Here is a 21,880-nt window from a genome sequence, read left to right on the forward strand (position 1 = left end):
GCAAGAAATAGTTGACACTGACTAGTTGGAGCTGGATAGTCGATATCAACCAAGGAGGACGCATGCGGCGCAAGGTGTCGAACCCGCTGGCACTGGCGGTGCTGGCGCATCTCGTGATGGACCCCATGCACCCCTACGAGCTGGGCAAGAAGCTCAAGGACACCGGCAAGGACCGCAACATCAAGTTCAACCGCGGTTCGCTCTACATGGTCGTCGAGCAGTTGCTGAAAGCCGGCTTCATCGTGGAGCAGGAGACCGTCAAGGACACCCAACGGCCCGAACGCACCATCTACGCGCTCACCGACACCGGGCGCGAGGAGATGCACGACTGGATGCGCGAGCTCGTCCGCGACCCGGCGCACGAGTACCCGCGGTTCGGCGTGGCGCTGTCACTCATCGCCGTGCTCGACCCGGCGGAGGCAGTGGACCTGCTCCGCGCCCGGATCGAATCGCTGACGAAGGACCTCGACGAGACGCGCGCGATGGTCAGCAAGGCGACGGGCGATGGCGTCCAGTGGATCTTCCTCGTCGAGGAGGAGTACCGGATGTCCTTGGTGGAGGCCGAACTGCGGGTGGTCGAGAAGCTCACGGGGGAACTGGCGAAAGCCGAGTACCAGCAGACCTGGCGGGAAATCTTCGGGAGGGAACGATGAAGGCGTTGATCATCGGGGGCGGCATCGCGGGGCCTGTCACCGCGCTGGCCCTGCGCAGAGCGGGCATCGACTCGACGGTCTTCGAGGCGTACGACACCACCGCGGACGGCGTGGGCGGCGTGCTGACCGTGGCCCCCAACGGGTTGGCGGCGCTCGAGATCGTGGGCCTGGACTCCGGCTTCGGCGATCCCCTGCGGCACATGGTGATGGCCGACGCCCAAGGCCGCACGCTCGGCCGCATCACGGGCGGCACGAGCCGTGTCGTGACACGGGCCGAGCTGTACCAGCGGCTGCGCGAGAGGACGGTGGCGGAGCAGATCAAGGTGGAGCACGGCAAGCGGCTCCTGGACGTGGAGTGCCGCGAAGACGGTGTCACAGCGGTGTTCTCGGACGGCACCAGCGAGTCTGGTGACGTGCTGATCGGCGCGGACGGCATCCGCTCGACGGTGCGCCGGATCATCGATCCGGACGCACCGGAGCCCGAGTACGTCGGCCTGATGGGATTCGGCTCGTACGCGGAGAACAGCGGTGTGCGGGGCGACCCCGAGACGATGTACTTCGTGTTCGGCGGCTCGTTCCTCGGCTACTGGGAACAGCCGGACGGCACCATCGCGTGGTTCAACAACCTCGCGGTCCCCGAACCGACGGCCGCGGTTGAGGCGCACACGTGGCTGGAACGCCTGCGCGAGGCCTACGGCGACGACATGCCCGCGAAGCAACTACTGGCCCACAGCCACGAGATGGTCGCCGCCGGGCCGCTGGAGATCATGCCCTCTGTGCCGCACTGGTACCGCGACCGCATGGTGCTGGTCGGCGACTCCGCTCACGCGCCGAGCGCCAGTTCCGGTCAGGGCGCGTCACTGGCCGCCGAGTCCGCAGTGCAACTGGCCCGCTGCCTGCGTGACGTCCCCGACCTGGCCCAGGCCTTCGCGGCCTACGAACGGCTGCGGCGCCCACGGGTGGAACGGATCGCGGCGCGCGCGGCCAGGACCAACAGCAACAAGCGCGGCATCGGCCCCATCACCCGGCTGCTCATGCCGCTCGTGATGAAGACCTTCGGGGCCAAGGCGTTCACGAAGGACCAGGACCACCGCATCGACTGGGACGCTCAGGTCAGCCGGTAGCCGTGCGCTGGGCGGTTCGCCATGCCGTACCGCGGCTGCACCTCCGCCTTGCCGATCGTCACCAGGTGCTCCAGGTACCGGCGAGCACTCACGCGGGACAGTCCCGCCCGGTCCCCGACCTCCTGCGCCGACAGGTCGTTCTCGCTGTCCCGCAACGCATCGGTGACCAGCCGCAACGTCACCGCCGACAGCCCCTTGGGCATCGCGAGGGTGCGCGGGCGGTGGTGCATCAGCGAGTCGACCTCGTCCTGGTCCAGCACCTGCCCGAGCCGCTGCACCTCGATCCGCTGCGCCAGGTACTCGCGCATCCGGTCCAGGAAGGCGGTCCGCGTGAACGGCTTCACCAGGTAGTTGTCGACGCCGCGGGACATGGCCTGCCGCACGGTCTCGCGTTCTCGCGCCGCCGTCACCGCGATGACGTCCACCGGCGGTCCGCCGCGGGCACGCAGCCGCGACAGCACCTCCAGGCCGGACATGTCGGGCAGGTGGATGTCGAGCAGCACCAGGTCGGGCCGCAACGCCTCCACGGCCCGCAACGCCTCTCCGCCGCGGTGCGCCTCGCCGACCACCTCGAACTCGGGCATCGCCTCCAGGAACCCGCGGTGGATCGCCGCCACGGCGAAGTCGTCGTCGACCACGAGCGTCCGGACGCTCATCGGTTCCCCGTTTCCGGCAGCCACACGTCGAACGACGCGCCGCCGAGTTCCGAGTCGGTGATCGCCACCCGGCCACTGCGCCGGGTCACCACCCTCGACACCAAAGCAAGACCTATTCCTCTGCCGTGCGCGCCCTGGACGTCCTTCGAACTCACGCCCAGGTCGAAGATGCGGCCGCGCTGCGACTCCGCGACTCCCGGTCCGTCGTCGTCCACGACCACCCGCACTCCGCTGACCGACGAGCGCACCAGCACCCGCACGGTTCCGCCGGTCTCCACGGCGTCGACCGCGTTGTCGACCAGGTTTCCCAGCACGGTCAACGCGTCGTCGCCCGCACGAATGTCGACGGAGCTGCCGGGATCGAGCCGGAGCTCCACACCTCGTTCGTGCGCGGTGGAGGATTTTGCCAGCAACAAGGCCGCGAGCGCGGGATCCGCGTTCGCTCCGTCGATGATGTCGGCCGTGAGCGAGCCGGCGCCGCCGACGCGTTCGATGTAGGCGACGGCGTCCGTGCCTCGATCCAGTTCCAGCAGACCACCGATGACGTGCAGGTGGTTCGAGAACTCGTGGGCCTGCGCGCGCAGCACCTCGGTGACGGTGCGCTGGCCGTCGAGCTCGCGCAACGCGTCGTGCAGTTCGGTCCGATCGCGCAGCGTCAGCACGACACCGACCGCGCGGCCGTCCGTCTTCGCCGTCATCCGGTTCGCGACCAGCACCCGTTCCCCGGCGAGCACGAGCCGGTCCGCGACGTCGTCGTCGTCCCGGGCCAGGTCCAGCAGGCCGTCGTCGAGGACCTCCGCCGCCGGCCGTCCGCTCGGGTTCTCGGCCAGGCCCAGCAACCGCAGCGCCTCGTCGTTGACCAGCGCCAGCTTCTCCTGGTCGTCCAGCGCGACCACGCCCTCGCGGATGCCGTGCAGCATCGCGTCCCTGGTCTCGAGGAGCTGCGCGATCTCCGCGGGTTCGAGCCGGAACGTCCGGCGGCGCACGTGCTGCGTGATCAACGCGGCCCCGAGCACGCCGACCAGGGCGGCGGCGGCGAGCCAGCCGATCAGCTCCGGCAGGTCCTCGGCGAGGTCCGCGGAGAGCTGGCTCTCCAGGATGCCGACCGACGCCATGCCGATGATCCGCCCGTCCGCCGCCCGCACCGGCACCTTCGCGCGGAGCGACGTGCCGAGCGTGCCCGTCTCCGTGCCGACGAAGACCTCGCCGGACAACGCCGACGTCGGGTCCGTCGACACGCGTTCGCCGATGCGCTTCGGGTCGGGGTGGGCGTAGCGGACCCCGTTGAGGTCGGTGACCACCACGTACGTCACGCCGGACGCCTTGCGGATCAGCTCGGCGAGCGGCTGGATCGTCTCGGGTGGGTCAACGGAATCGAACGCCTCGATCACCGTGGGTAGCCGCGCCACGCTTTCCGCGACCGACAACATCCGGTCCTTGTAGGAGTCACGGATCCGGTCGCTCTGCAGTTTGGCGGCGAGCAGCCCGGCCGCACAGGTGGTCATGAGCACGATGACCACCTGCAACGCCAGAAGCAGCGCTCCAAACGAAACAGATCGACGGAACATGGTTGGAATTCTGACGCATCAGCTGTGAAACAGGTCACGAACTAAACGACCAATACGGAACTTACGACCTAACCCTTACGAGCCGCCCGGCAGTTACCTAGCGTCCCCGCCCAACGTTCGCGACGAAGCGAGGAGTCCTCGATGGGTACGGCCTGGAGACGAGCAGTGGCGGTCGCCGCCACTGGACTGGTGCTCGCCGGATGCGGTCAGGGGGCGAAGAGCGCGAGCAGCGGTGACTCCATCGCGAAGCTGGAGATCATGGCTCCCGCCGACCCCGGTGGCGGCTGGGACCAGACGGCGCGGTCGATGCAGGCGGCGGTGAGCGGCGCGAAGCTCGCGAACTCGGTGCAGGTCAGCAACGTCGGCGGGGCGGGTGGCACGGTCGGCCTGCAGAAGCTCCTCAACGAGCGCTCCGAGTCGTTCCTCATGATCACCGGCCTGGTCATGGTCGGCGCGGTGGAGACCAACGCGTCGTCGGCCCGCCTGGAGGAGACCACCCCGATCGCGCGCCTGACCGCCGAGGACGAGGTCGTCGTCGTGCCGGCCGACTCGCCGCACAAGACGATCGACGACCTGCTGAACGCGGTCGCCGAGAAGGGCAAGGGCGTGTCGATCACCGGCGGTTCGGCCGGCGGCACCGACCACATCCTCGCCGGCATGCTGCTCAAGGCGAAGAACATCGCCCCGGACAAGCTGAACTACGTGCCGTACTCCGGTGGCGGTGAGTCGCTGGCCGCCCTGCTGGGCAAGAAGGTCGACGCGGGCATCTCCGGCGTCGGCGAGTACAAGGAGCAGATCAAGGCCGGCAAGCTGCGCGCGCTGGGCACGTCCGGCCCGAACCCTGTCCCCGACCTGAACGTGCCGACGTTCAAGGAACTGGGCGTCGAGCTGATCAACTGGCGTGGCGTCGTGGCGCCCGCGTCGATCTCGGCCGAGGCCAAGACCAGGCTGACCAAGCTCGTCACCGACATGCACGCGAGCCAGCAGTGGAAGGAGGAGCTGTCCAAGAAGGGCTGGACGGACACCTTCCTCACCGGCAGCGAGTTCTCCACGTTCATGGCCAAGGAGATCGGCCGCGTGAAGCCCGCACTGCAGGACATCGGGCTCGTCAAGTGATTGCTGCAAAAGCCGAGGAGTACGCGTTCGGCGGTCTGGTCGCGGCGGTCGGGGTCTTCACCCTGGTCGACGCGACCACGATCGCCGGGCGTGACGACAACGTCGTAGGACCACGCGCGTTCCCTTACGCCGTGGGGATTCTGCTCGTCGTGACGGGCATCGCGGCCATCATCGCGACCGCCCGCGGCAAGCTCGGCCAGGCCGAGGAGGCCGAGGACGTCGACGAGAACGTCCGCACCGACTGGCTGACCGTGGCCAAGCTGGTGGCCGTGCTGGTCGTGCACCTGGTGCTGATCGACGTGATCGGCTGGCCGGTCGCGGCGGCGCTGCTGTTCTTCGGCGCGGCCTGGACGCTGGGCGCGACCTGGTGGCGGGCACTGCCGATCGCGGTGGTGCTGGCGCTGGTCGTGCAGGTGATCTTCGCGTACGGCCTGGGTCTGTCGCTGCCCGCCGGGATCTTCGAAGGGGTGCCGTTCCTCGATGGATAGCATCACCATGCTGATGGAGGGCTTCGCGACGGCCGCGCAGCCCGAGTTCCTGCTGTACGCGCTGCTGGGTGTCACGCTCGGCACGGCCGTCGGTGTGCTGCCGGGCATCGGACCGGCGATGACGGTGGCGTTGCTGCTGCCGCTGACCTACACGCTGGAACCGACCGCGGCGCTGATCATCTTCGCGGGCATCTACTACGGCGGCATGTACGGCGGTTCGACGACGTCGATCCTGCTGAACACACCGGGCGAGTCCGCGTCCATCGTCACCGCCCTAGAGGGCAACAAGATGGCGAAGGCCGGACGCGGTGCCGCCGCGCTCGCGACGGCGGCCATCGGCTCGTTCGTGGCGGGCACGATCGCCACGGTGCTGCTCACCCTCCTGGCGCCGACCATCGCGGACGTCGCGGTCAAGCTCGGCCCCGCCGACTACGTGGCGCTGATGGTGGTGGCGTTCACGACGGTCGCCGCGTTGCTCGGGTCCTCCCCCGTGCGCGGTCTGGCGTCGTTGGGGCTCGGCCTGTTCATCGGGCTCGTCGGCACCGACACGCTGACCGGTCAGCAACGGTTCACGCTCGGCATCACGACGATGGCCGACGGCATCGACGTGGTCGTCGTCGCGGTCGGTGTGTTCGCGGTCGGCGAGGCGCTGTACGTGGCGTCGCGGCTGCGGCACGGGCCGATCGAGGTCATTCCCGTGGGCGGCAAGTGGATGACGGGCGAGTTCTGGAAGCGGTCGTGGAAGCCCTGGCTGCGCGGCACGTTCATCGGCTTCCCGATCGGCACTGTGCCGGCCGGTGGCGCGGACGTGTCGACGTTCCTGTCGTACGCGGCGGAGAAGAAGCTCTCGAAACGGCCCGAGGAGTTCGGCAAGGGCGCGATCGAGGGCGTGGCGGGGCCGGAAGCGGCCAACAACGCCGCCGCGGCAGGCGTTCTGGTGCCGCTGCTGACCCTCGGTCTCCCCACCACGGCCACCGCGGCGGTGATCGTGGCGGCGTTCCAGAGCTACGGCATCCAGCCGGGTCCGTTGCTGTTCACCAACAACGGACCGATGGTGTGGGCGCTGATCGCGTCGCTCTACATCGGCAACGTGATGCTGCTCGTGCTGAACCTGCCGCTGGTGAAGATCTGGGTGAAGGTGCTGCAGATCCCGCGGCCGTACCTCTACGCGGGCATCCTGCTGTTCGCGGCGCTGGGCACCTACGCGGTGAACTTCGTCGTGGACGACCTGATCGTGCTGCTGATCATCGGCGTGATCGGCTTCTTCATGCGGCGTCACGGTTATCCGGTCGCGCCGCTGGTCGTCGGCCTGATCCTGGGGCCGATGGCGGAGGAGCAGGTCCGGCGCACGCTGCAGATCAGCGAGGGCGACCTCAGCGCGTTGGTGACGAGCCCGTTCGCGGCGGTCGCCTACATCGTTCTGATCGTGCTGCTGGTGGTGGCGGTCGCGCTTCGGTTGCGCCGCAGGAAGTCCGAAGTGAAGGTCTAACCGCGCACGGCGGCAAGCGCTTGTTCGTACAGTTCGAACGCATCAGCCTTGCCGCCGTGGCGGACCCACAACTCCGACGCGGCGTCGACGCACGCGAACACCGTGGCGATGACACCCATCGCACGGGCGTCCGGGATCTCGCCGGACTCGATGCCCATCCGCTTCTCGATCGCGGGCACGAGCGCCCGCTGCCACCTCAGCCGCTTCTCGGAGTACCGGGAACGCAGCGGCGGGTTCGCGAAGATCAGCGTGGAGATCTCCAGCACCCGCTGGGGCGTGTGGTCCGAGGCGGTCAGGATCGTGGTGAACCCGGCCCGCAGAGCGTCCCAGGTGGACATCCCGGGATCCTGCGCCTCGACGGTGGCGACGAGCAGGTCGCCCAGCGCCTCCTGGTCGCCGCAGACCAGGTCCTCCTTGGTGCCGAAGTACCGGAACAGCGAGCGCTGCGACACACCGGCCCGTGCGGCGACCTGGGCCATGGTGGTGGCCTCGTACCCCTGCTCGGCGAACAACGTCAGTGCCGTCTCGACGATCTCCGCGACCACGGCCTGACGCGACCGGTCCCACAGGGTCGACGGCTTCTCCATGCATCCCACTCTAGCTTTGCCGAACCATCCGGCCGATCATCCTCGCGCCCATGGCACGCGAGGCGAAGTGGCGTCCGGCGAACGCGAGCACCCGGTTCATCCGTCCCGAGATGACGCCCACGGGCGTGACCCTCCTGTCCAGCGCGCGCAACGCGGTCGCGACGACCTCGCCGGCGGTCTGCATCCGCAGGCCACCCGTCATCTCCTCGCTGCCGGAGACCTCGAAGAACTCGGTGCGCGTCGCGCCGGGTGACAGCACCATGACGCGCAGGCCCGTGCCGCGCGACTCGACCCACAGCCCCTCGGTGAAGCTCACCACGAACGCCTTCGTCGCGCCGTAGACCGACGACCAGGGCGTCGCCTGGTAGGCAGCCATGCTCGCCACGTTCACCAGGAAGCCGTGTCCCTTGGCGCGCAACGACTCGATGAACGCCCTGCTGATCTCGACCACGGCGTTGACGTCGACCGCGACCTCCTGCCGCAACCGCTCGGGCTCCTCCTCGTGGAACGCCCCGAAGTTCGCGAACCCGGCGTTGTTGATCACGCTGGTGACGCCGAGCCCCGCGACCTCCGCCGCCAGCCTCTCGCCGATGCCCGGCTGGGCCAGGTCCGCGGCCACGACGTGCACGGTCACACCGTGCGCCGCCCGCAGCTCACTGGCCAGGTCCTCCAGCCTGTCCTTGCGGCGCGCGACCAGCACGAGGTTCGATCCCCGCGCCGCCAACTGGCGCGCGAACTCCGCGCCGATGCCCGCACTGGCCCCGGTGACCAGCACCGTCTGCTTCCCGAAGTCGATTCCCATGACGACACCGTACGCCAGCCTGGCAGTCACTGCCAACCGGTCGTTATCTGCCCCGACTCATCCGTAACGTTGCCGGGACAGCGACGATCTTGGGGCGTGCGAGGACAACGGTGATCCGGCGGCCCCGGCTCGAGGGGCTGCTCTGCGCGACGAGGCTCACGGCTCTCGTCGCACCCGCCGGTTACGGCAAAACGACTCTGCTGACCCAGGCGCACACCGACCGTCCGGTCGTGTGGCACACCTGCCAGGAGGCCCAACGGTTGTTGCAGCCCATGGCTTCCGCTTTGGCGGCCGGGTGGACCAGCGTGCCGTCGGTGTCCGGAGAGGACGATTCCGGACGTGCGCACGCCTTGGCGGGACTGCTGGCCGACGCGTGGCCGGAGGACGTGCTGATCGTCGTGGACGACATCCACGTTCTCCGGCAAGGAGATTCCGCCGTTCAGCTGCTGGAGGCGCTCTGCCTGCAGCTGCCGCCGAGCGCGCGGCTGGTGCTGTCCGGACGGACACCCGCGCCGTTCTCGTTGCGCCGCTTGAAGGTCGACGGGCACCTGACCGAGATCAACGCGGCGCAGCTCGCGTTCACGACGGAGGAGACGACCTCGGTCGCCGGGCACGACGTGCACGAGGTCACCGGCGGCTGGCCGATCGCGGTGCGGCTGGTCGCGGAGACGGGAACGGTCGAGGAACTCGGAGATCTCGTGGACGAGGTCGTCGGCAGGGAGCCGCTGCAGACCCGTGAGCTGCTCAGGACCGCGGCCGCGTTCGACCGGTTCACGATCGACCTGCTGACGTCGCTGGGACACGTGAAGGCCGCGGTGATCCTGCCCGACCTCGCCCGGCGCGGGCTGTTCGTGGAACACGTCCGGGCCGAACCGGGGTGGTTCGCGCTCGTACCGCTGGCGCGGGAGTTCCTCGAACCGGCGACGGGCGTGCACGCGGCCGCGGCGCGCTGGTTCCGGTCCCGCGGCGAGTACGTCCGCGCGGTGGGTTCCCTGGCCGCACTGGAGGACTGGGCCGGTGTCACGACGTTGCTCGGTGACGTGCTGCGGACGGGAGGCGCGGACGCCGTGCTGACCGCGACAAGCCTGGTGCCAGAGGACGAACGCACGGCCGAGGTGTGGCAGCTCGAAGGCGTGGCGCACCAGCTCAGAGGTGAGTGGCTGCAGGCGGCGGACCGGTTCACCCGCGCCACCGCGGACGGCCTCACCGCCGAACTGGCCTGGCGCATGGCGTGGATCCAGCACCTGCGCGGCGGGCCGCAGGACGCGCTGAGGATCTGCGACGAGTACGTGCCGGACGGCGACGACCCGGCGGCGGAGTCGATGCTGCTGAGCACCGCCGCCAGCGCTCACTGGGCGTTGGGAGACCTGGAGTCGGCGACGGTGAAAGCCCTTGCGGCACTGGAGACCGCGACGACCGGCAGCGGCCTGGGAGCCGCGCACACCGTCCTCGCGATGGTCGCGGCGGCGCAGGGAAAGCGCGACGAACTGACCGAGCACTACGACATCGCGCTGGACCACGCGCAGAAGGCCGGCGACGTGCTCGGTGTCATCCGCATCCGCTCGAACCGCGCGTCCCACCACGTCGAGGCCGGTGAGCATCGAGCGGCGTTGCGGGAGATCGAGGAGATGCTGCCGCTGGCGGACGTCACCGGCTTCGCCACCTACCGGGCGATCGGGCTGCACAACCGCGGCGAGGCGTTGCTCGGGCTCGGCCGGCTGGACGAGGCCGCGGCGGATTTCCACGCGGCGCAGAAGGTCTTCGACGCGGCCGGCAGTTGGCTCGCGGCGGCACCGCTGGTCTACCTGGGCGAGGTGCACCGGCTGCGCGGCGACCGGGCGCTGGCGGGATTCGCGCTGCACGAGGCACTCCGGCTCGCGTCGGCCAAGAACACCGTGCCGCACCTGGTCCTCGCGCACGTCGGGCTCGCCGAACTGTTCTCCGACGACGATCCCGATCTCGCCCGTGAGCACGCCCGCAAGGCGCTGGAGCTGGGTGAGAGCGTGGCCGCGTTGCTCGTGCTGGGGTGGCTCGACCACGACAAGGGCCTGTGCCAGGAGGCGGCGGAGATCGCGACCCGGCGTGGCGACCGGGCCGGGTTCGCACGGTCGTTGCGGCTGCGGGGAGTGCTGGAACGCGACCCGGTGCTGCTCGACCAGGCGCTGACGTTGTGGCGCGAGATCGGCAACCCGCTCGGCGAGGTCCGGGTGCGCACCGCGCAGGCGATGCTGATCGGTGGTGCGGCGGGAGAACGGCTGGCTCTCGACGCACGGCAGCAGGCCGCCGAACTGGGCGCGCGGGTGCTCGCCGAAGCCGCCGCGGCCGTCGCCGAGTCGTGCCGCAAGGAGAGCAGGCCGGCGTTGTACGTCCAGACGCTGGGCGGGTTCCGGGTGCTGCGCGACGGCGAACCGCTGCCGCCCGCCGCGTGGCAGTCGCGCAAGGCCAGGGACCTGGTGAAGATCCTCATCGCCCGGCGCGGACGGCCGATCACCCGGGAGGCGCTGGGAAACCTGCTGTGGCCGGACGAGGAACCGGAGAAGGTCGCGAACCGGCTCGCGGTGGCGTTGTCCACGGCCCGCAGCGTTCTGCGCGCGGGCACGGGGATCGTGGCCGAGGGCGACGCGATCCGGCTCGACCCGGACGTGCTGCCCGTCGACGTGGTCGCGTTCCTGGCCGACGCACGGGCCGGACTCGCCGCGGCACAACGGGGTTCGTCCGAGGCGCAGTCACTGCTCGCGGCCGCCGAGTCCGCGTACCACGGGGACTTCCTGGAGGAGGACCCGTACGAGGACTGGGCGGCGCGGCTGCGCGAGGAGGCCCGGCTGATCTACCTGCAGGTGGTGGCGGTGCTCGCCGCACGGGCCGAGTCCGGAGGGGAGCACGCGCTGGCAAGCAGGTATTGCCTTCGCGTGCTCGAACGCGACCCGTACGACGAGCCGGCGCACCTGGTGCTGGTGCGCGTCCTCGCCGCGGCAGGGAGTCACGGCGAGGCTCGGAGGAGCTACCAGACCTACGTCACGCGGATGCGGGAGATCGAGGTCGACCCGCACCCGTATCCCGGCGTTCTCACTGGGAACATTCTCACTGGGAACACACGACGTAGGGCGTGATCGACCAGCGGATGGCCTGGCCCTGCGCGTTCGTCCCCTCTCCGGTGACGGTCGCGCCGGGTCCGGCCGGGGTGACGTCCTCGATGATCCCGCCGCCCACCGCGCCGCCGGCACTGACGACCTGCTCATCACCCTGGCACGCAACGGACTTCGAGGCCGTCTTGGTCATCACGACGGTCGGGGTGCCGCCGCGCAGCACCAGTCCCGGACGCGTGCCGCAGATCGCGTGCGCCGTGACGCCGCCGGACCCCTCGACCAGCCCGCCCTTGAGGTTGCTCTTCGGCGCCATCTTCGTGAAGTGCCCGCCCGCGGTCTCCCCCGCGACGCCGAGCGCCTTCTGACCGCCGGGACAGGCCGCCTCCGCGTTTCCCGTACCGCTCTTGGACACCAGCGTGAACTCACCGGGCGCGCAGTTCGCCCGCACCGTCACCGTCCACGGCTGCACCGTCCCCGCGCCGTGCTCGACGGCCGTGACCTCGACGCTCGCCAGGTCGTCGCCCGGCCGCACGCGCGTGATCGTCGTCCGCTCGCCCGTCACCGCGCCGCCGGTGCCGACGACCTTCGTGCCCTCGGGACAGCTGACCGACACGGACTTGCCGGACGACGTCGGCGCGCTGGTGGCCTGCACCGCCACCACCTCCGTGCTCGCGTGCGCCACGGCCGGACCGGTCAAGCCCAGGACGAGCAGGGTCGCGCCCAACACCTTCACGTTCATCCCCCTTCGGGTCCGCGGGCGGACTGCCCGCGGACCCGAAGGATGCCGCGCTCGATTAAGGCCGCCTTAAAGTCAGGGGCAGCTGACCAGGACGTCGCCGTCCGCCGCGTCGAGGCAGGTGTCCACGCCGAGGCCGCCGTTGAGCGTGTCGTTGCCGGCCGCGCCCCAGATGAGGTCGTTGCCGTTCAACGCCGTGATGCTGTTGGCCAGGGCGTTGCCGACCAGGTGGTCGACGAAGTTGGTGCCGGTGAGGTTCTCCACGTCACCCGCGACGTAGTCCTTGAGCGCCAGGGTGTCGTAGCCGTCGTCCGAGCCGGAACCGATGGTCACCGAGACACCCGAGTTCGGGTGCAACCCGCTGCCGACGCTGTAGTCGACGCGGTCGACCCCGGTACCGCCGTACACGTTCACGCCACCGCGCTTCGGTCGCAGGTGGTCGATGCCGTCACCACCACTGATCGTGCCCCTGGCGCGGGTCTCGATGACGTCGTTGCCCGCCTCGCCGTACACGTGGGCCGGCATCGCGTCGGCGTTCGTGTTGTCGTAGGCGATGTTGACGCGGTCGTTGAGGTCGTTCGCGCGGATCTGGATGGACGTGATCAGCTTCGTGGCACCGGACTCGTAGACGCAGTTCGCGTTGGCACCACCGAGCGAACAACCGGCGCCGACGGCGATCAGGTCGCCGGAGTCGGTCACCGTCAGCCGGTGCAGCGCCGGGTCCAGGCCGACCGTGATGTTGTTCGTCTTGCCGGGCTCGGCCTCGACGATCAGCACGTTGTTCTGCACGTACACGGTGGTGTGCGGTGCGGCGTGCGCGACGGCGGGCATCGCGATCGCGGCGAGAGCGGCCGCGCCCAGACCGATGAGCAGTCTCATGTTCTCCCCTTGGTGGTCGGTGCCTTGCGGGGAACAGCCTGCTCAGCGCTCTTTCGGTCACCTTCGGGTCGTTTTAGGGCCGTCTTTCTGCTCTTGGCAGAACGGCCCTTTGCGGTGGTCGCGCTGCTGTCACCATGAGGACCATGGCGGAGATCCTGGACTTCACACGGAACCCGGAGCCCCTGTGGCGGGAAGCCCTGGGTCGCAAGCTGCGCGAGACGCGGGAGGAGCGCGGCGACCGGCTGGTCGACGTGGCCGAGCGCGCGGGCATCTCGGTGCAGTACCTGTCCGAGATCGAACGCGGCCGCAAGGAGCCGTCGAGCGAGATGATCGCGGCGGTCGCCGGCGCGCTGGGCGTCGACCTGGCCGACCTGCTGATCGGGGTCGCCGGCCAGGTCCGCCACCTCCGCGTCCAGCAGGTCAGCCACTTCCACACCTCGCGCCCGACGGGTCGTCCGTCCGGTCCCGTGGCCATGGCCTTCGCGGCCTAACCGCGCTGGTCCAGCACCTGGTCCACGAGTCCGTACTCGACGGCGCCCGGTGCGTCGAACACGCGGTCCCGGTCGGTGTCGTGGCGCAGTTCGGCCACGGTCCGGCCGGTGTGCCGGGCCAGGATCGCCTCCAGCTGCGTGCGCACCCGCACCACCTCGTCCGCCGCGAGGATGAGGTCCGGGATCGTGCCACGCCCCTGCGCCGCGGGCTGGTGCAGCACCACGCGGGAGTGCGGCAGCACGGACCGGCGTCCCTCCGCACCCGCGGCCAGCAGCACGGCACCCGCCGCCACCGCCTGCCCCACGCACGTCGTGGCAACGGGTGCCTTGATGTAGCGCATCGTGTCGTAGAGCGCGAGCATCGCGGACGGGTCGCCGCCCTCGCAGTTGATGTAGAGGTTGATCTCCAGGTCCGGGTTGTCGGCCTCGAGGTGGAAGAGCTGCGCGATCAGGGCGTTGGCGACGCCGGAGTCGATTCCGGTGCCCAGGTACACGATCCGCTCGGACAGCAGGTGCGAGTAGACGTCCATGACGCGCTCGCCCCGCGCGTCCCGCGTGATGACGTTGGGAATGGTGTAGGTGCTCATGCGACGGCTCCCGAGTGCAGTCCCAGCTTGTGCATGCGGACGGGGACGACCTGCCCCAGATCGGTGACGACGTGGTCGATGAACCCGTACTCGCGGGCCTGCTCGGTGGTGAACCACCTGTCGTGCAGCGAGTCGGTGAAGATCCGGTCGAACGGCTGCCCGGTGTCCTGCGAGATCAGGCCGAGCACGGTGTCCCTGGTGTAGCGCAGGTCGTCCGCCTGCACCTCGACCTCGACAGCACTGCCACCGATGCCCGCACTCCCCTGGTGCATCAGGATTCGAGCGTGCGGCAACGCGAACCGCTTGCCCGGAGTGCCCGCCGACAGCAGGAACTGCCCGGCGCTGCAGGCGAGTCCGAGCGCGAGGGTCGCCACGTCGCACGGCACGAGCCGCATCACGTCGCGGATGGCCAGCATCGAGGGCACCGAACCACCCGGCGAGTTGATCCACAGGGCGATGTCCTGCCGCGGGTCCTCACTCGCCAGCGACAGCAGTTGTGTCGCCAGCACCGTGCCGTTGTCGTCGTCGAGCGCGCCGTCGAGAATCAGCACCCGCTGACCGAAGAACCGTTCTCGCAGCCCTGGGCTGAAGAGCTTCTCGCTGTTCGTCATGGAACCGACGATGCCGTCCGGTGCGAGCGGTCCGCTGCTTTCTCTGCTCTGGGCAGATCAGCTCACAGCAGGCACGAACTCGTTCGCGGGAAAACCCGGGACGTCGACGTCGATGGCGAACAACGCGCCGTCGTGCAGCGAGGGGCGACGCAGGCCGTACTTCGCGGTGGTGATGAACAACCGGCTCAGGTCCGGGCCGCCGAGGCAGACGCTGGTGGGTTGGCGGGCGGGCAGCGCGACCTCGCGGTCCAGGCGGCCGTCCGGGCGGTAGCGGCGCACGACCGACGCTCCCCAGAACGCGACCCAGAGGTTGCCCGCGACGTCGGTGGTCATGCCGTCCGGCGTGTGGTGCGGGGTGTGCAGGAAGACGCGGCGGCCGCCCGGTTCGCCGTCGCGGTCGACGTCGAACCGGTGGACCACACCTCGTGCGCTGTCGGCGAGGTACATCAGCGAGCCGTCCCGGGAGAACGCCGGCCCGTTCGGGATCGTCAGTCCTTTGAGGACGGGAGACGCGGAACCGAGGCGGTGCAGGGCTCCCGTGCCGGACTCGGTGTCGTAGGCCGTGGTCGTGACCCAGAAGCGACCGGCCGGATCGGCCACCGCGTCGTTGACGCGCATGCCCTCACCCGCGAAGGACTCCAGGAGCGGACCTCCCAGCAGGCCCGCTCCGGTGCCGGACGCGGCCATGAGCTCGCCGCTGCCCCGCACCGGTGCCACCGCGCCCACCGGTACCGGCAGAGCGGCGATCTCTTTGAACGGCGCGGGAACGTCGCCGGGGGTCTCCAGCACACGACCGGCCAGGAGGTCGACGACGACCAGCCTGCCGCCGATCCAGCGAGCGCCTTCGCCGAGTTCGAGCCGCTCGAAGTTCCACTGCGTCAGCGTCATCGGATCGTGCTCCCTGGTTGCAGGTCCAGCAGGTCGAGATCGGTCCGGGTCGGCAGGCCCTGCCAGTCGCCCGGCGTCGCGACGGCGAACGCGGCCACGGCGTTGCCGCGCTGCAGCCGTGCCTGGGCGTCCACTCCGTCGAGGTGGCCGGAGAGGTAGCCCGCGACGAACGCGTCGCCCGCGCCGGTGGTGTCCGCGACGGTGAGGCGATGAGCGGCGACGGACCAGGTCCCGTCCGGTGTGTGCACGGCGGCGCCGTCCGCGCCGTGCTTCAGCACGACCTCGGGAACGTGGTGATCACCGGCGATCGGAAGTTCGTCGTCGGAGGCGATCAGCACGTCCACGCGCTCGAGCAGTGGCTGGATCACTTCGGCCGCTCGCGCCCGCGACCACAGCTTCGAGCGGAAGTTGATGTCCAGGCTGACGGTGCTGCCGGCCTCGTGGCCGAGATGGACGGCCTCAGCCACGGCAGCGCGCGCGGACTCGCTGAGAGCAGGAGTGATGCCCGTGACGTGCACGATCCGGGGCACACCGGCGGCGAACGAGCGGCATACGTCCTCTGTGGACAACAATGACCCGGCAGACCCGCTGCGGTAGTAGAGGACGCGCGTGATGTCGGCGGTGCGCGGTTCGAAGAGGATCAGGCCCGTCGTCGCGTCCGGGGTGATCCGGGCGGCGGTGACGTCCACCTGCTCCGCCAGCAACGTGCGGCGGACCAGCGACCCGATCTCGTCCGCGCCCGTCACCCCGGTCCAGCGCACGGCGTGGCCGAGGCGGGCGAGCCCGATGGCCACGTTCGACTCGGCGCCCGCGACCGTGAGCTCCGCGGTCCCTCCCAGGCGGAACGGACCGGCGGCGCGGAACGCACCCATGGTCTCGCCCAGGGTGAGCACACCGGTCATTCCGCTCCCTCCACGTGGGCGGTGATCGTCAGGCGCCAGCGCACCGATCCCGACGCGGGCACGACCGCCACCGGACGAGTGCCGTCCCGACGGTCGAAGGTGCGGCCGATCATGGGTTCGACGCCGATGCTGCGGTACGGGTCATCGTCCGGCCAGCCCTTCAGGTTCCGCCACAACGCGATCGAGACGGGTTGGCCGGCGCACTCGACGCGGAGGTCGAGCTGCTGATCCCCGTCGATCACCCGGATCCGGCCCCGTTCGAGCACCGCACCGGCCGCCGTGCCGTCGTCGGGCCCCAGCGAGTCGAGGCCAGCGGGCCACGAGCGCAGCACCGGAACCGGGTCGGTGATCAGCACGGGTGTGCCGGGAGGAGCGTCCAGTCGCGCACCCTGGCCGACGTCGAGCAGGGCGTGCGCGGCCCACACGAACCGGTAGCCGGGCTCGGCGACCAGCTCGTAGTCCGCGACGACCGCGCCACCCTCAGACCCGAGCGACCGGGTCAGCGTGAAATCGGGACAGTCCACACCGGCCCCGTGCCACGGCCGGCTCCAGGCATCGCCATGGTCGGGCACCCCGCGAACGGTCGGGACGCACTCCTCGAGACCGCCCACGTCGACGAACGGCGAGCCCGGCGTCACCCCGGCACGCGCGGGATCGGCCCGGTGCCACAGCCACTCGCGCCCGGCCGTGCGCAGTGAGGTCCAGCGACCGCCGAGGCTCTGATCGACCTCGGCGTACAGCGGCACAACCCTTGTGACCTGCACAGCACATCCCTGGCATGATCAATCAGCAGTTAATTACTAATTTATCTTGCCACGGCCTGCCGCCAGGACCAACAGTCAGCTCGTCGAGCACGCCGTCCCGTTGAGGGTGAACGACGCGGGCGCGGTGTTCCGGTCGCGGAACGACCCGAGGAACCCGATCTCCACCTGACCTCGCGGCGCGATCGTCCGGGTGTGTTCGGCACCGGTCACGGTGACGGCCGAGCCGCGCTGCGACACGGACGCGTTCCACACCTGCCGCACGGACTGCCCGTCGGCGAACGACCACCGCAACGCCCACCCGTTGACCGGCGCCGCCCCGGTGTTGCGGACCGTGATCGTCGCCTGGAACCCGCCCTGCCACTGCCCGTCGAGCCGATACCCGACCACACAGGTCGGCACCGGCGGAGTGGTGGTCACAGCGGGAGGCGGCGTCGTCGTGGTCGTAAGCACGGGCACCGAGGACTCAACACGCTGCAGCGGAGGCGCGACGACAGCCGTGGTGGTCACCGGCGGAGCGTCCATGCCGTTGCACGGCGCTCCCCAAAGCCCGCGATCCTCCTTCGCGGCACTGAGTTCGGCATCGGCGAGCGCCCCGGCCGCGGTCTGGGCCCGCAGCACACCCTCGCGCACAGCGAGCAACGCGTAGTCGGTGCCGTCCTCGAGCCGCAGGTTCACCTCGCCGGGCACGAGCGCGCTGACCCGAACACTCTTGGCCAGCAACCACTTCTCGGCGAACGCGCGCGCACCACCAGCCCAGCAGTCAGCAGGCTGCGCCAGCAACGAGACCTGAACCCGCTCCCCGTTCTCGAGCTCGACAGTGCGCCCATCCACCACCGAACGAACAACGGCCGCCACGTCCCCACGAGAGTCGTTGACCAACGTCGGCTGCCGCACCGATGCAGGAGCGGAAACAGGCCGCGAAGGACTCTCGACCGAACACCCGCACACCAAAAGGACCACAAGCAAAGACAAGGACTTCAGCAACACCAGGGGACTCCCACACGATCACGCAATCCAGCACGACCGTAACGCCCCCAACCACCGCTCACATCCACCGTTCGGCCTTGATCAACCGCAGAAAACCCCAGCACACCCATTCCACAATGGAATGGGTGTTACACCAGGGCGGGGTCAAGCGAAGCGATGACCCGAAGCGGGGGTCCGGGGGCGCAGCCACCGGCTGGGGTCTGGGGGCTCGGCCCCCAGAAAACACCACGGGCGAGGTACGGTCTGCGCTTTCTGCAGACATACCTCGCCCGAAGTCCGTGCCCCCGGTGCGACTCGAACGCACACTGGACGGATTTTGAGTCCGCTGCCTCTGCCGATTGGGCTACGGGGGCGTAGCAGGGTGAACTGTAGCGGATCACCCCAGCGAGTTTCTTGTCGGGCCCCTACGACTTGACCAGCCTGCCGATGGCCGCCGACGCCTCTGCCAGCTTGGCCTCCGCAACCGGCCCGCCCTCGGCCGCCGCCTGGGCGACACAATGCTTGAGGTGCTCGTCGAGCAACCCCAGCGACACCGCCTGCAGCGCCTTCGTGGCGGCGGAGATCTGGGTGAGGACGTCGATGCAGTATTCGTCGTTCTCGACCATGCGCTGGAGGCCGCGGATCTGTCCCTCGATGCGGCGCAGTCGCTTGAGGTATGCGTCCTTGTCCGCGGTGTACCCGTGCATCGGCTCCTGACCTTCCCTACCCCTGGCGGGTATGTCGAGGATACCTGCACCGGATGGGGGTGCGTTATGTGCGACGCTGCTCCGTCAGCGGGAATGGGGAAGCGTCCGGCAAGCCCAGCAACGGGTCGAAGTGAGACGACTAGCTGCACATTTTGGACCCATAACACCCGTGTGGTTTACCGGGTAAATGCCCCGACCGGGCGGTTGGGGTCACATTTTAGCGGCGAAAGGTTCGCCGTTTTTCCTCGTGTGTACTACGGTGTTGTCGAAGCACGTGGTTACGTCGAGGATCCGCGTGCTATGTGAGTACCCAACGGAGGAACAGTGGCACAGCAGACCGTCGTCCAACTCATCGACGACCTCGACGGCGGAGAAGCCGACGAGACCGTGACCTTCGCTCTTGACGGTGTCGAGTACGCCATCGACCTGTCGAAGGGAAATGCGGAGCGGCTTCGCGAGTCGCTGTCGGACTTCGTCGGCAAGGCTCGTCGTGCGGGTGGCCGTAAGCAGCGCAAGGGCACCGGCAAGTCCACGGTCAAGGCCACCGACAAGGCTGAGGCGCAGCGCATTCGTGACTGGGCTCGCGCGCAGGGGCACCAGATCTCGGACCGCGGTCGCATTCCGCAGAACCTGGTCGTGCAGTTCCAGGAAGCGCACGCCTCCTGACCTGCGCGAACTCGCGAGGTTTCCACACGTCGGCCGGTTCGCCGGCCGACGTGTTAACCGCATAGACCGGTTCGTTCACACTATCCCCGGAACGCTGGATCAACGGCCGGGAAAGTGCGCTCCGAACAGGCGTGACACAGCAGTGGCCTTGACCGCTGTCTCCTCGAATTCCTCGTCCGGGTCGGACAGCGAGATCACCGCTCCACCCACACCGAAACTCACCTGGTCGCCGTTGCGGACCAGCGTTCGGATGACGATGCTGAAGTCGGCTGCTCCGTTGAGCGAGAAGTAACCCAGCGCTCCCGAGTACACCCCGCGTGGACCGGCTTCCAGCCCATCAAGGATCTGCATGGTCCGGATCTTCGGAGCACCGGTCATCGATCCTCCGGGAAACGCGGCTCGAACACATCGGACAGCAGAACTGTCCGGTCGAAGTCGAGCCCGCACGGTGCTCACCAATTGGTGTACGGTCGCGTAGGTCTCGACGTCGAACAACCGCGTCACCTCGACCGAACCCACTTCCGCGCACGTGCCGAGATCGTTGCGGACGAGGTCCACGATCATCAGGTTCTCCGCGCGGTCCTTGACCGATCGCGCCAGCGTTGTGCGCAACATCTCGTCGTCCGCCGCATCAACGCCCCGTGGCCGCGTGCCCTTGATCGGCGATGACTCGACGACGCCATCTCGGTCCACCTTGATAAATCGTTCGGGTGACGTACTGAGCACGGACAGGTCACCGAATCGCAGCAACGCCCCGAACGGAACGGGATTTGCGGCACGAAGCAGCCGATATGTGTCCCACGGGTCGAGCGAGGCACGCCACGACATCATGTTCGTCAGGCACACCTCGTACGTCTCTCCCGCCGTGATCGCTTCCTGGCACGCGCTGATCAGCTTCAGGTAGTGCGCGCGCGGATGCCGCAACGTCACGTCGGACACGACCGGCGGGGAAGGTTCGGCCAATGGCGTCAGCCGGGCCAGAACGTCCGAAACCTCCCCGAACCAGTCGTCATCGGACAGCGACAGCAAATAGACGCAATCATCTGTGTGATCGATGACGACGGCACGGTCCGCGAAGACGAACGACGCGTCCGGCTGTTCCGCGCGGTGTGCGAAGTCTCCGCCGCACTCCGCCTTCAGCTCGTAACCGAGGTATCCGACCCACCCGAGGGCGAATTCGAACGGCACGTCGGGCTGCTCGACGTGCCACGACGCGAGGTCGTCGTCCATCCAGGAGAAGAAAGACGGGCAGTGCCGCGGTGCCCCGTCGAGGGTGAGCACCTGGTCCTGCACCGAATACTGCGCGACGCGCGAGAGGGGCCCCGAGGCGTCCCCCATGAACGAGAACCGTCCACTGGAGCCGCTGTCCAGCCAGAACGCGGCCTCAGAGGCTCCGTGGAGCGCCGCGAACGCCTCTTCCGCGTTCACGGCCACGGCGAGCTTCCGGACGTGCACAGGGCGCTTCTGAGGCGGTGAACGAACCAGCGCCGGCTCGGGCACCGCGGCCGTCCTCGTCGGCGTCAGCGCGGCGAAGTTCGCGAGCATCTCGCGGCCGAACTCGGTGCAGATGGATTCGGGGTGGAACTGCACACCCCACGCGGGCCGGTCGAGAGCGCGCACGCCCATCAGCACCCCGTCGTCACTCCACGCGATCGCCTCCAAAGAAGAAGGCAGTTCCGTGACGGCCAACGAGTGATAACGCACGACGTCGAAGGGCGAGGGCAACCCCGCGAACACGTCGACGCCCGTGTGCGTGACCGGAGAAACGATCCCGTGGCGCGGCACGGGTGCGGGACCCACGACGGCGCCATACGACTGGCACAACCCCTGATGTCCCAGACACACACCCAGCAACGGGATCTCGGCGTGGTCGATCACCGCGCGGCAGATGCCGAAGTCGGCGGGATTGCCGGGCCGGCCGGGGCCGGGCGAGATCACGACGTGGTCGAACAACCGCAGCCAGGACAGCCGGAAGCGCGGGTCGTCGTTGTGGACGACCACGGGCTCGGAACCGTTCACCTCAGCGAGGTGCTGGAAGAGGTTGAACGTGAACGAGTCGTAGTTGTCGATGAGCAGAGTCCGCATTGCAACGCGGCACTCTACCTGGCAAAACA

22 protein-coding genes and 1 tRNA gene are annotated in these 21,880 nt (G+C 69.1%); 8 read left to right on the forward strand and 15 right to left on the reverse strand.

Features of this window, described 5'->3' with window-relative positions:
* Positions 1-62: 62 nt before the first annotated feature.
* Together PV646_RS00940 and PV646_RS00945 are read left to right on the forward strand one after the other, a co-directional pair.
* Positions 63-653 carry a PadR family transcriptional regulator gene (locus PV646_RS00940; protein ID WP_500339535.1) on the forward strand — a complete coding sequence of 197 codons (591 nt, stop codon included), beginning with the start codon at positions 63-65 and terminating at the stop codon, positions 651-653.
* Positions 650-1,777, forward strand: coding sequence for an FAD-dependent oxidoreductase (locus PV646_RS00945; protein ID WP_500339536.1), 1,128 nt, complete (start codon positions 650-652; stop codon positions 1,775-1,777). The genes PV646_RS00940 and PV646_RS00945 overlap by 4 nt, the downstream gene beginning before the upstream one ends.
* Here the strand turns inward: PV646_RS00945 and PV646_RS00950 are convergent.
* Together PV646_RS00950 and PV646_RS00955 are read right to left on the reverse strand one after the other, a co-directional pair.
* Positions 1,762-2,433 (reverse strand): response regulator, encoded by a 672-nt coding sequence (locus PV646_RS00950; RefSeq protein WP_500339537.1) that lies wholly within the window; start codon positions 2,431-2,433, stop codon positions 1,762-1,764. The two genes, PV646_RS00945 and PV646_RS00950, sit on opposite strands and share 16 nt — an antisense overlap.
* Complete coding sequence (locus PV646_RS00955; protein ID WP_500342212.1) at positions 2,430-3,938, reverse strand: ATP-binding protein; 1,509 nt, start codon at positions 3,936-3,938, stop codon at positions 2,430-2,432. The genes PV646_RS00950 and PV646_RS00955 overlap by 4 nt, the downstream gene beginning before the upstream one ends.
* A 204-nt stretch (positions 3,939-4,142) precedes the next feature.
* Here PV646_RS00955 and PV646_RS00960 point away from each other — a divergent pair, with 204 nt between their 5' ends.
* The 3 genes from PV646_RS00960 to PV646_RS00970 are packed head-to-tail and all read left to right on the forward strand — an operon-like array spanning position 4,143 to position 7,094.
* Entirely contained in the window at positions 4,143-5,117 is a 975-nt protein-coding gene (locus PV646_RS00960; RefSeq protein ID WP_500339538.1) for a Bug family tripartite tricarboxylate transporter substrate binding protein, read from the forward strand.
* Positions 5,114-5,605: a tripartite tricarboxylate transporter TctB family protein gene (locus tag PV646_RS00965; RefSeq protein WP_500339539.1), complete on the forward strand. Its 492-nt coding sequence runs from the start codon at positions 5,114-5,116 to the stop codon at positions 5,603-5,605. Before PV646_RS00960 ends, PV646_RS00965 begins: the two co-directional genes overlap by 4 nt.
* On the forward strand, positions 5,598-7,094 hold the full coding sequence (locus PV646_RS00970; RefSeq protein WP_500339540.1) for a tripartite tricarboxylate transporter permease: 1,497 nt from the start codon (positions 5,598-5,600) through the stop codon (positions 7,092-7,094). Before PV646_RS00965 ends, PV646_RS00970 begins: the two co-directional genes overlap by 8 nt.
* Here PV646_RS00970 and PV646_RS00975 read toward each other — a convergent pair.
* Together PV646_RS00975 and PV646_RS00980 are read right to left on the reverse strand one after the other, a co-directional pair.
* Positions 7,091-7,681, reverse strand: coding sequence for a TetR/AcrR family transcriptional regulator (locus tag PV646_RS00975; protein WP_500339541.1), 591 nt, complete (start codon positions 7,679-7,681; stop codon positions 7,091-7,093). The genes PV646_RS00970 and PV646_RS00975 overlap by 4 nt on opposite strands.
* Before the next feature lie 10 nt (positions 7,682-7,691).
* Positions 7,692-8,483: an SDR family NAD(P)-dependent oxidoreductase gene (locus tag PV646_RS00980; protein ID WP_500339542.1), complete on the reverse strand. Its 792-nt coding sequence runs from the start codon at positions 8,481-8,483 to the stop codon at positions 7,692-7,694.
* A gap of 110 nt (positions 8,484-8,593) precedes the next feature.
* On the opposite strand from PV646_RS00980, the gene PV646_RS00985 reads away from it, so the two are divergent.
* Positions 8,594-11,593 carry an AfsR/SARP family transcriptional regulator gene (locus PV646_RS00985; RefSeq protein ID WP_500339543.1) on the forward strand — a complete coding sequence of 1,000 codons (3,000 nt, stop codon included), beginning with the start codon at positions 8,594-8,596 and terminating at the stop codon, positions 11,591-11,593.
* Here PV646_RS00985 and PV646_RS00990 read toward each other — a convergent pair.
* Positions 11,565-12,302 (reverse strand): hypothetical protein, encoded by a 738-nt coding sequence (locus PV646_RS00990; RefSeq protein ID WP_500339544.1) that lies wholly within the window; start codon positions 12,300-12,302, stop codon positions 11,565-11,567. The two genes, PV646_RS00985 and PV646_RS00990, sit on opposite strands and share 29 nt — an antisense overlap.
* Before the next feature lie 78 nt (positions 12,303-12,380).
* Complete coding sequence (locus tag PV646_RS00995; protein ID WP_500339545.1) at positions 12,381-13,184, reverse strand: calcium-binding protein; 804 nt, start codon at positions 13,182-13,184, stop codon at positions 12,381-12,383.
* 143 nt (positions 13,185-13,327) lie between these two features.
* On the opposite strand from PV646_RS00995, the gene PV646_RS01000 reads away from it, so the two are divergent.
* A complete protein-coding gene (locus PV646_RS01000; RefSeq protein WP_500339546.1) occupies positions 13,328-13,675 on the forward strand; it encodes a helix-turn-helix domain-containing protein in 348 nt (115 codons plus the stop codon).
* On the opposite strand, the gene PV646_RS01005 is transcribed toward PV646_RS01000, so the two are convergent.
* From PV646_RS01005 to PV646_RS01040, 8 genes are all read right to left on the reverse strand, one after another.
* Entirely contained in the window at positions 13,672-14,262 is a 591-nt protein-coding gene (locus PV646_RS01005) for a ClpP family protease (RefSeq protein WP_500339547.1), read from the reverse strand. The genes PV646_RS01000 and PV646_RS01005 overlap by 4 nt on opposite strands.
* Positions 14,259-14,873 carry a ClpP family protease gene (locus PV646_RS01010; protein ID WP_500339549.1) on the reverse strand — a complete coding sequence of 205 codons (615 nt, stop codon included), beginning with the start codon at positions 14,871-14,873 and terminating at the stop codon, positions 14,259-14,261. Before PV646_RS01010 ends, PV646_RS01005 begins: the two co-directional genes overlap by 4 nt.
* Before the next feature lie 57 nt (positions 14,874-14,930).
* Positions 14,931-15,761: an SMP-30/gluconolactonase/LRE family protein gene (locus tag PV646_RS01015; RefSeq protein WP_500339550.1), complete on the reverse strand. Its 831-nt coding sequence runs from the start codon at positions 15,759-15,761 to the stop codon at positions 14,931-14,933.
* Positions 15,758-16,663, reverse strand: coding sequence for a sugar kinase (locus PV646_RS01020; protein ID WP_500339551.1), 906 nt, complete (start codon positions 16,661-16,663; stop codon positions 15,758-15,760). The genes PV646_RS01015 and PV646_RS01020 overlap by 4 nt, the downstream gene beginning before the upstream one ends.
* On the reverse strand, positions 16,660-17,427 hold the full coding sequence (locus PV646_RS01025) for a hypothetical protein (RefSeq protein ID WP_500339552.1): 768 nt from the start codon (positions 17,425-17,427) through the stop codon (positions 16,660-16,662). The genes PV646_RS01020 and PV646_RS01025 overlap by 4 nt, the downstream gene beginning before the upstream one ends.
* 75 nt (positions 17,428-17,502) lie before the next feature.
* The gene (locus PV646_RS01030) at positions 17,503-18,258 is read right to left on the reverse strand and encodes a cellulose binding domain-containing protein (RefSeq protein ID WP_500339553.1); all 756 of its coding nucleotides are present in this window, start codon (positions 18,256-18,258) and stop codon (positions 17,503-17,505) included.
* A gap of 435 nt (positions 18,259-18,693) precedes the next feature.
* A tRNA-Leu gene (locus PV646_RS01035) sits at positions 18,694-18,767 on the reverse strand.
* Positions 18,768-18,818: 51 nt separating this feature from the next.
* Positions 18,819-19,100 (reverse strand): metal-sensitive transcriptional regulator, encoded by a 282-nt coding sequence (locus PV646_RS01040; protein ID WP_045314461.1) that lies wholly within the window; start codon positions 19,098-19,100, stop codon positions 18,819-18,821.
* A 324-nt stretch (positions 19,101-19,424) separates the two neighbouring features.
* Here PV646_RS01040 and PV646_RS01045 point away from each other — a divergent pair, with 324 nt between their 5' ends.
* On the forward strand, positions 19,425-19,766 hold the full coding sequence (locus PV646_RS01045; RefSeq protein WP_093597089.1) for a histone-like nucleoid-structuring protein Lsr2: 342 nt from the start codon (positions 19,425-19,427) through the stop codon (positions 19,764-19,766).
* Positions 19,767-19,865: 99 nt separating this feature from the next.
* Here PV646_RS01045 and pabB read toward each other — a convergent pair whose 3' ends face one another.
* The gene (gene pabB / locus PV646_RS01050; protein ID WP_500339555.1) at positions 19,866-21,851 is read right to left on the reverse strand and encodes an aminodeoxychorismate synthase component I; all 1,986 of its coding nucleotides are present in this window, start codon (positions 21,849-21,851) and stop codon (positions 19,866-19,868) included.
* Positions 21,852-21,880 lie beyond the last annotated feature (29 nt).

The sequence above is a fragment of the Streptomyces sp. ID05-26A genome (genome assembly GCF_033794685.1).
GTDB lineage: Bacteria > Actinomycetota > Actinomycetes > Mycobacteriales > Pseudonocardiaceae > Lentzea.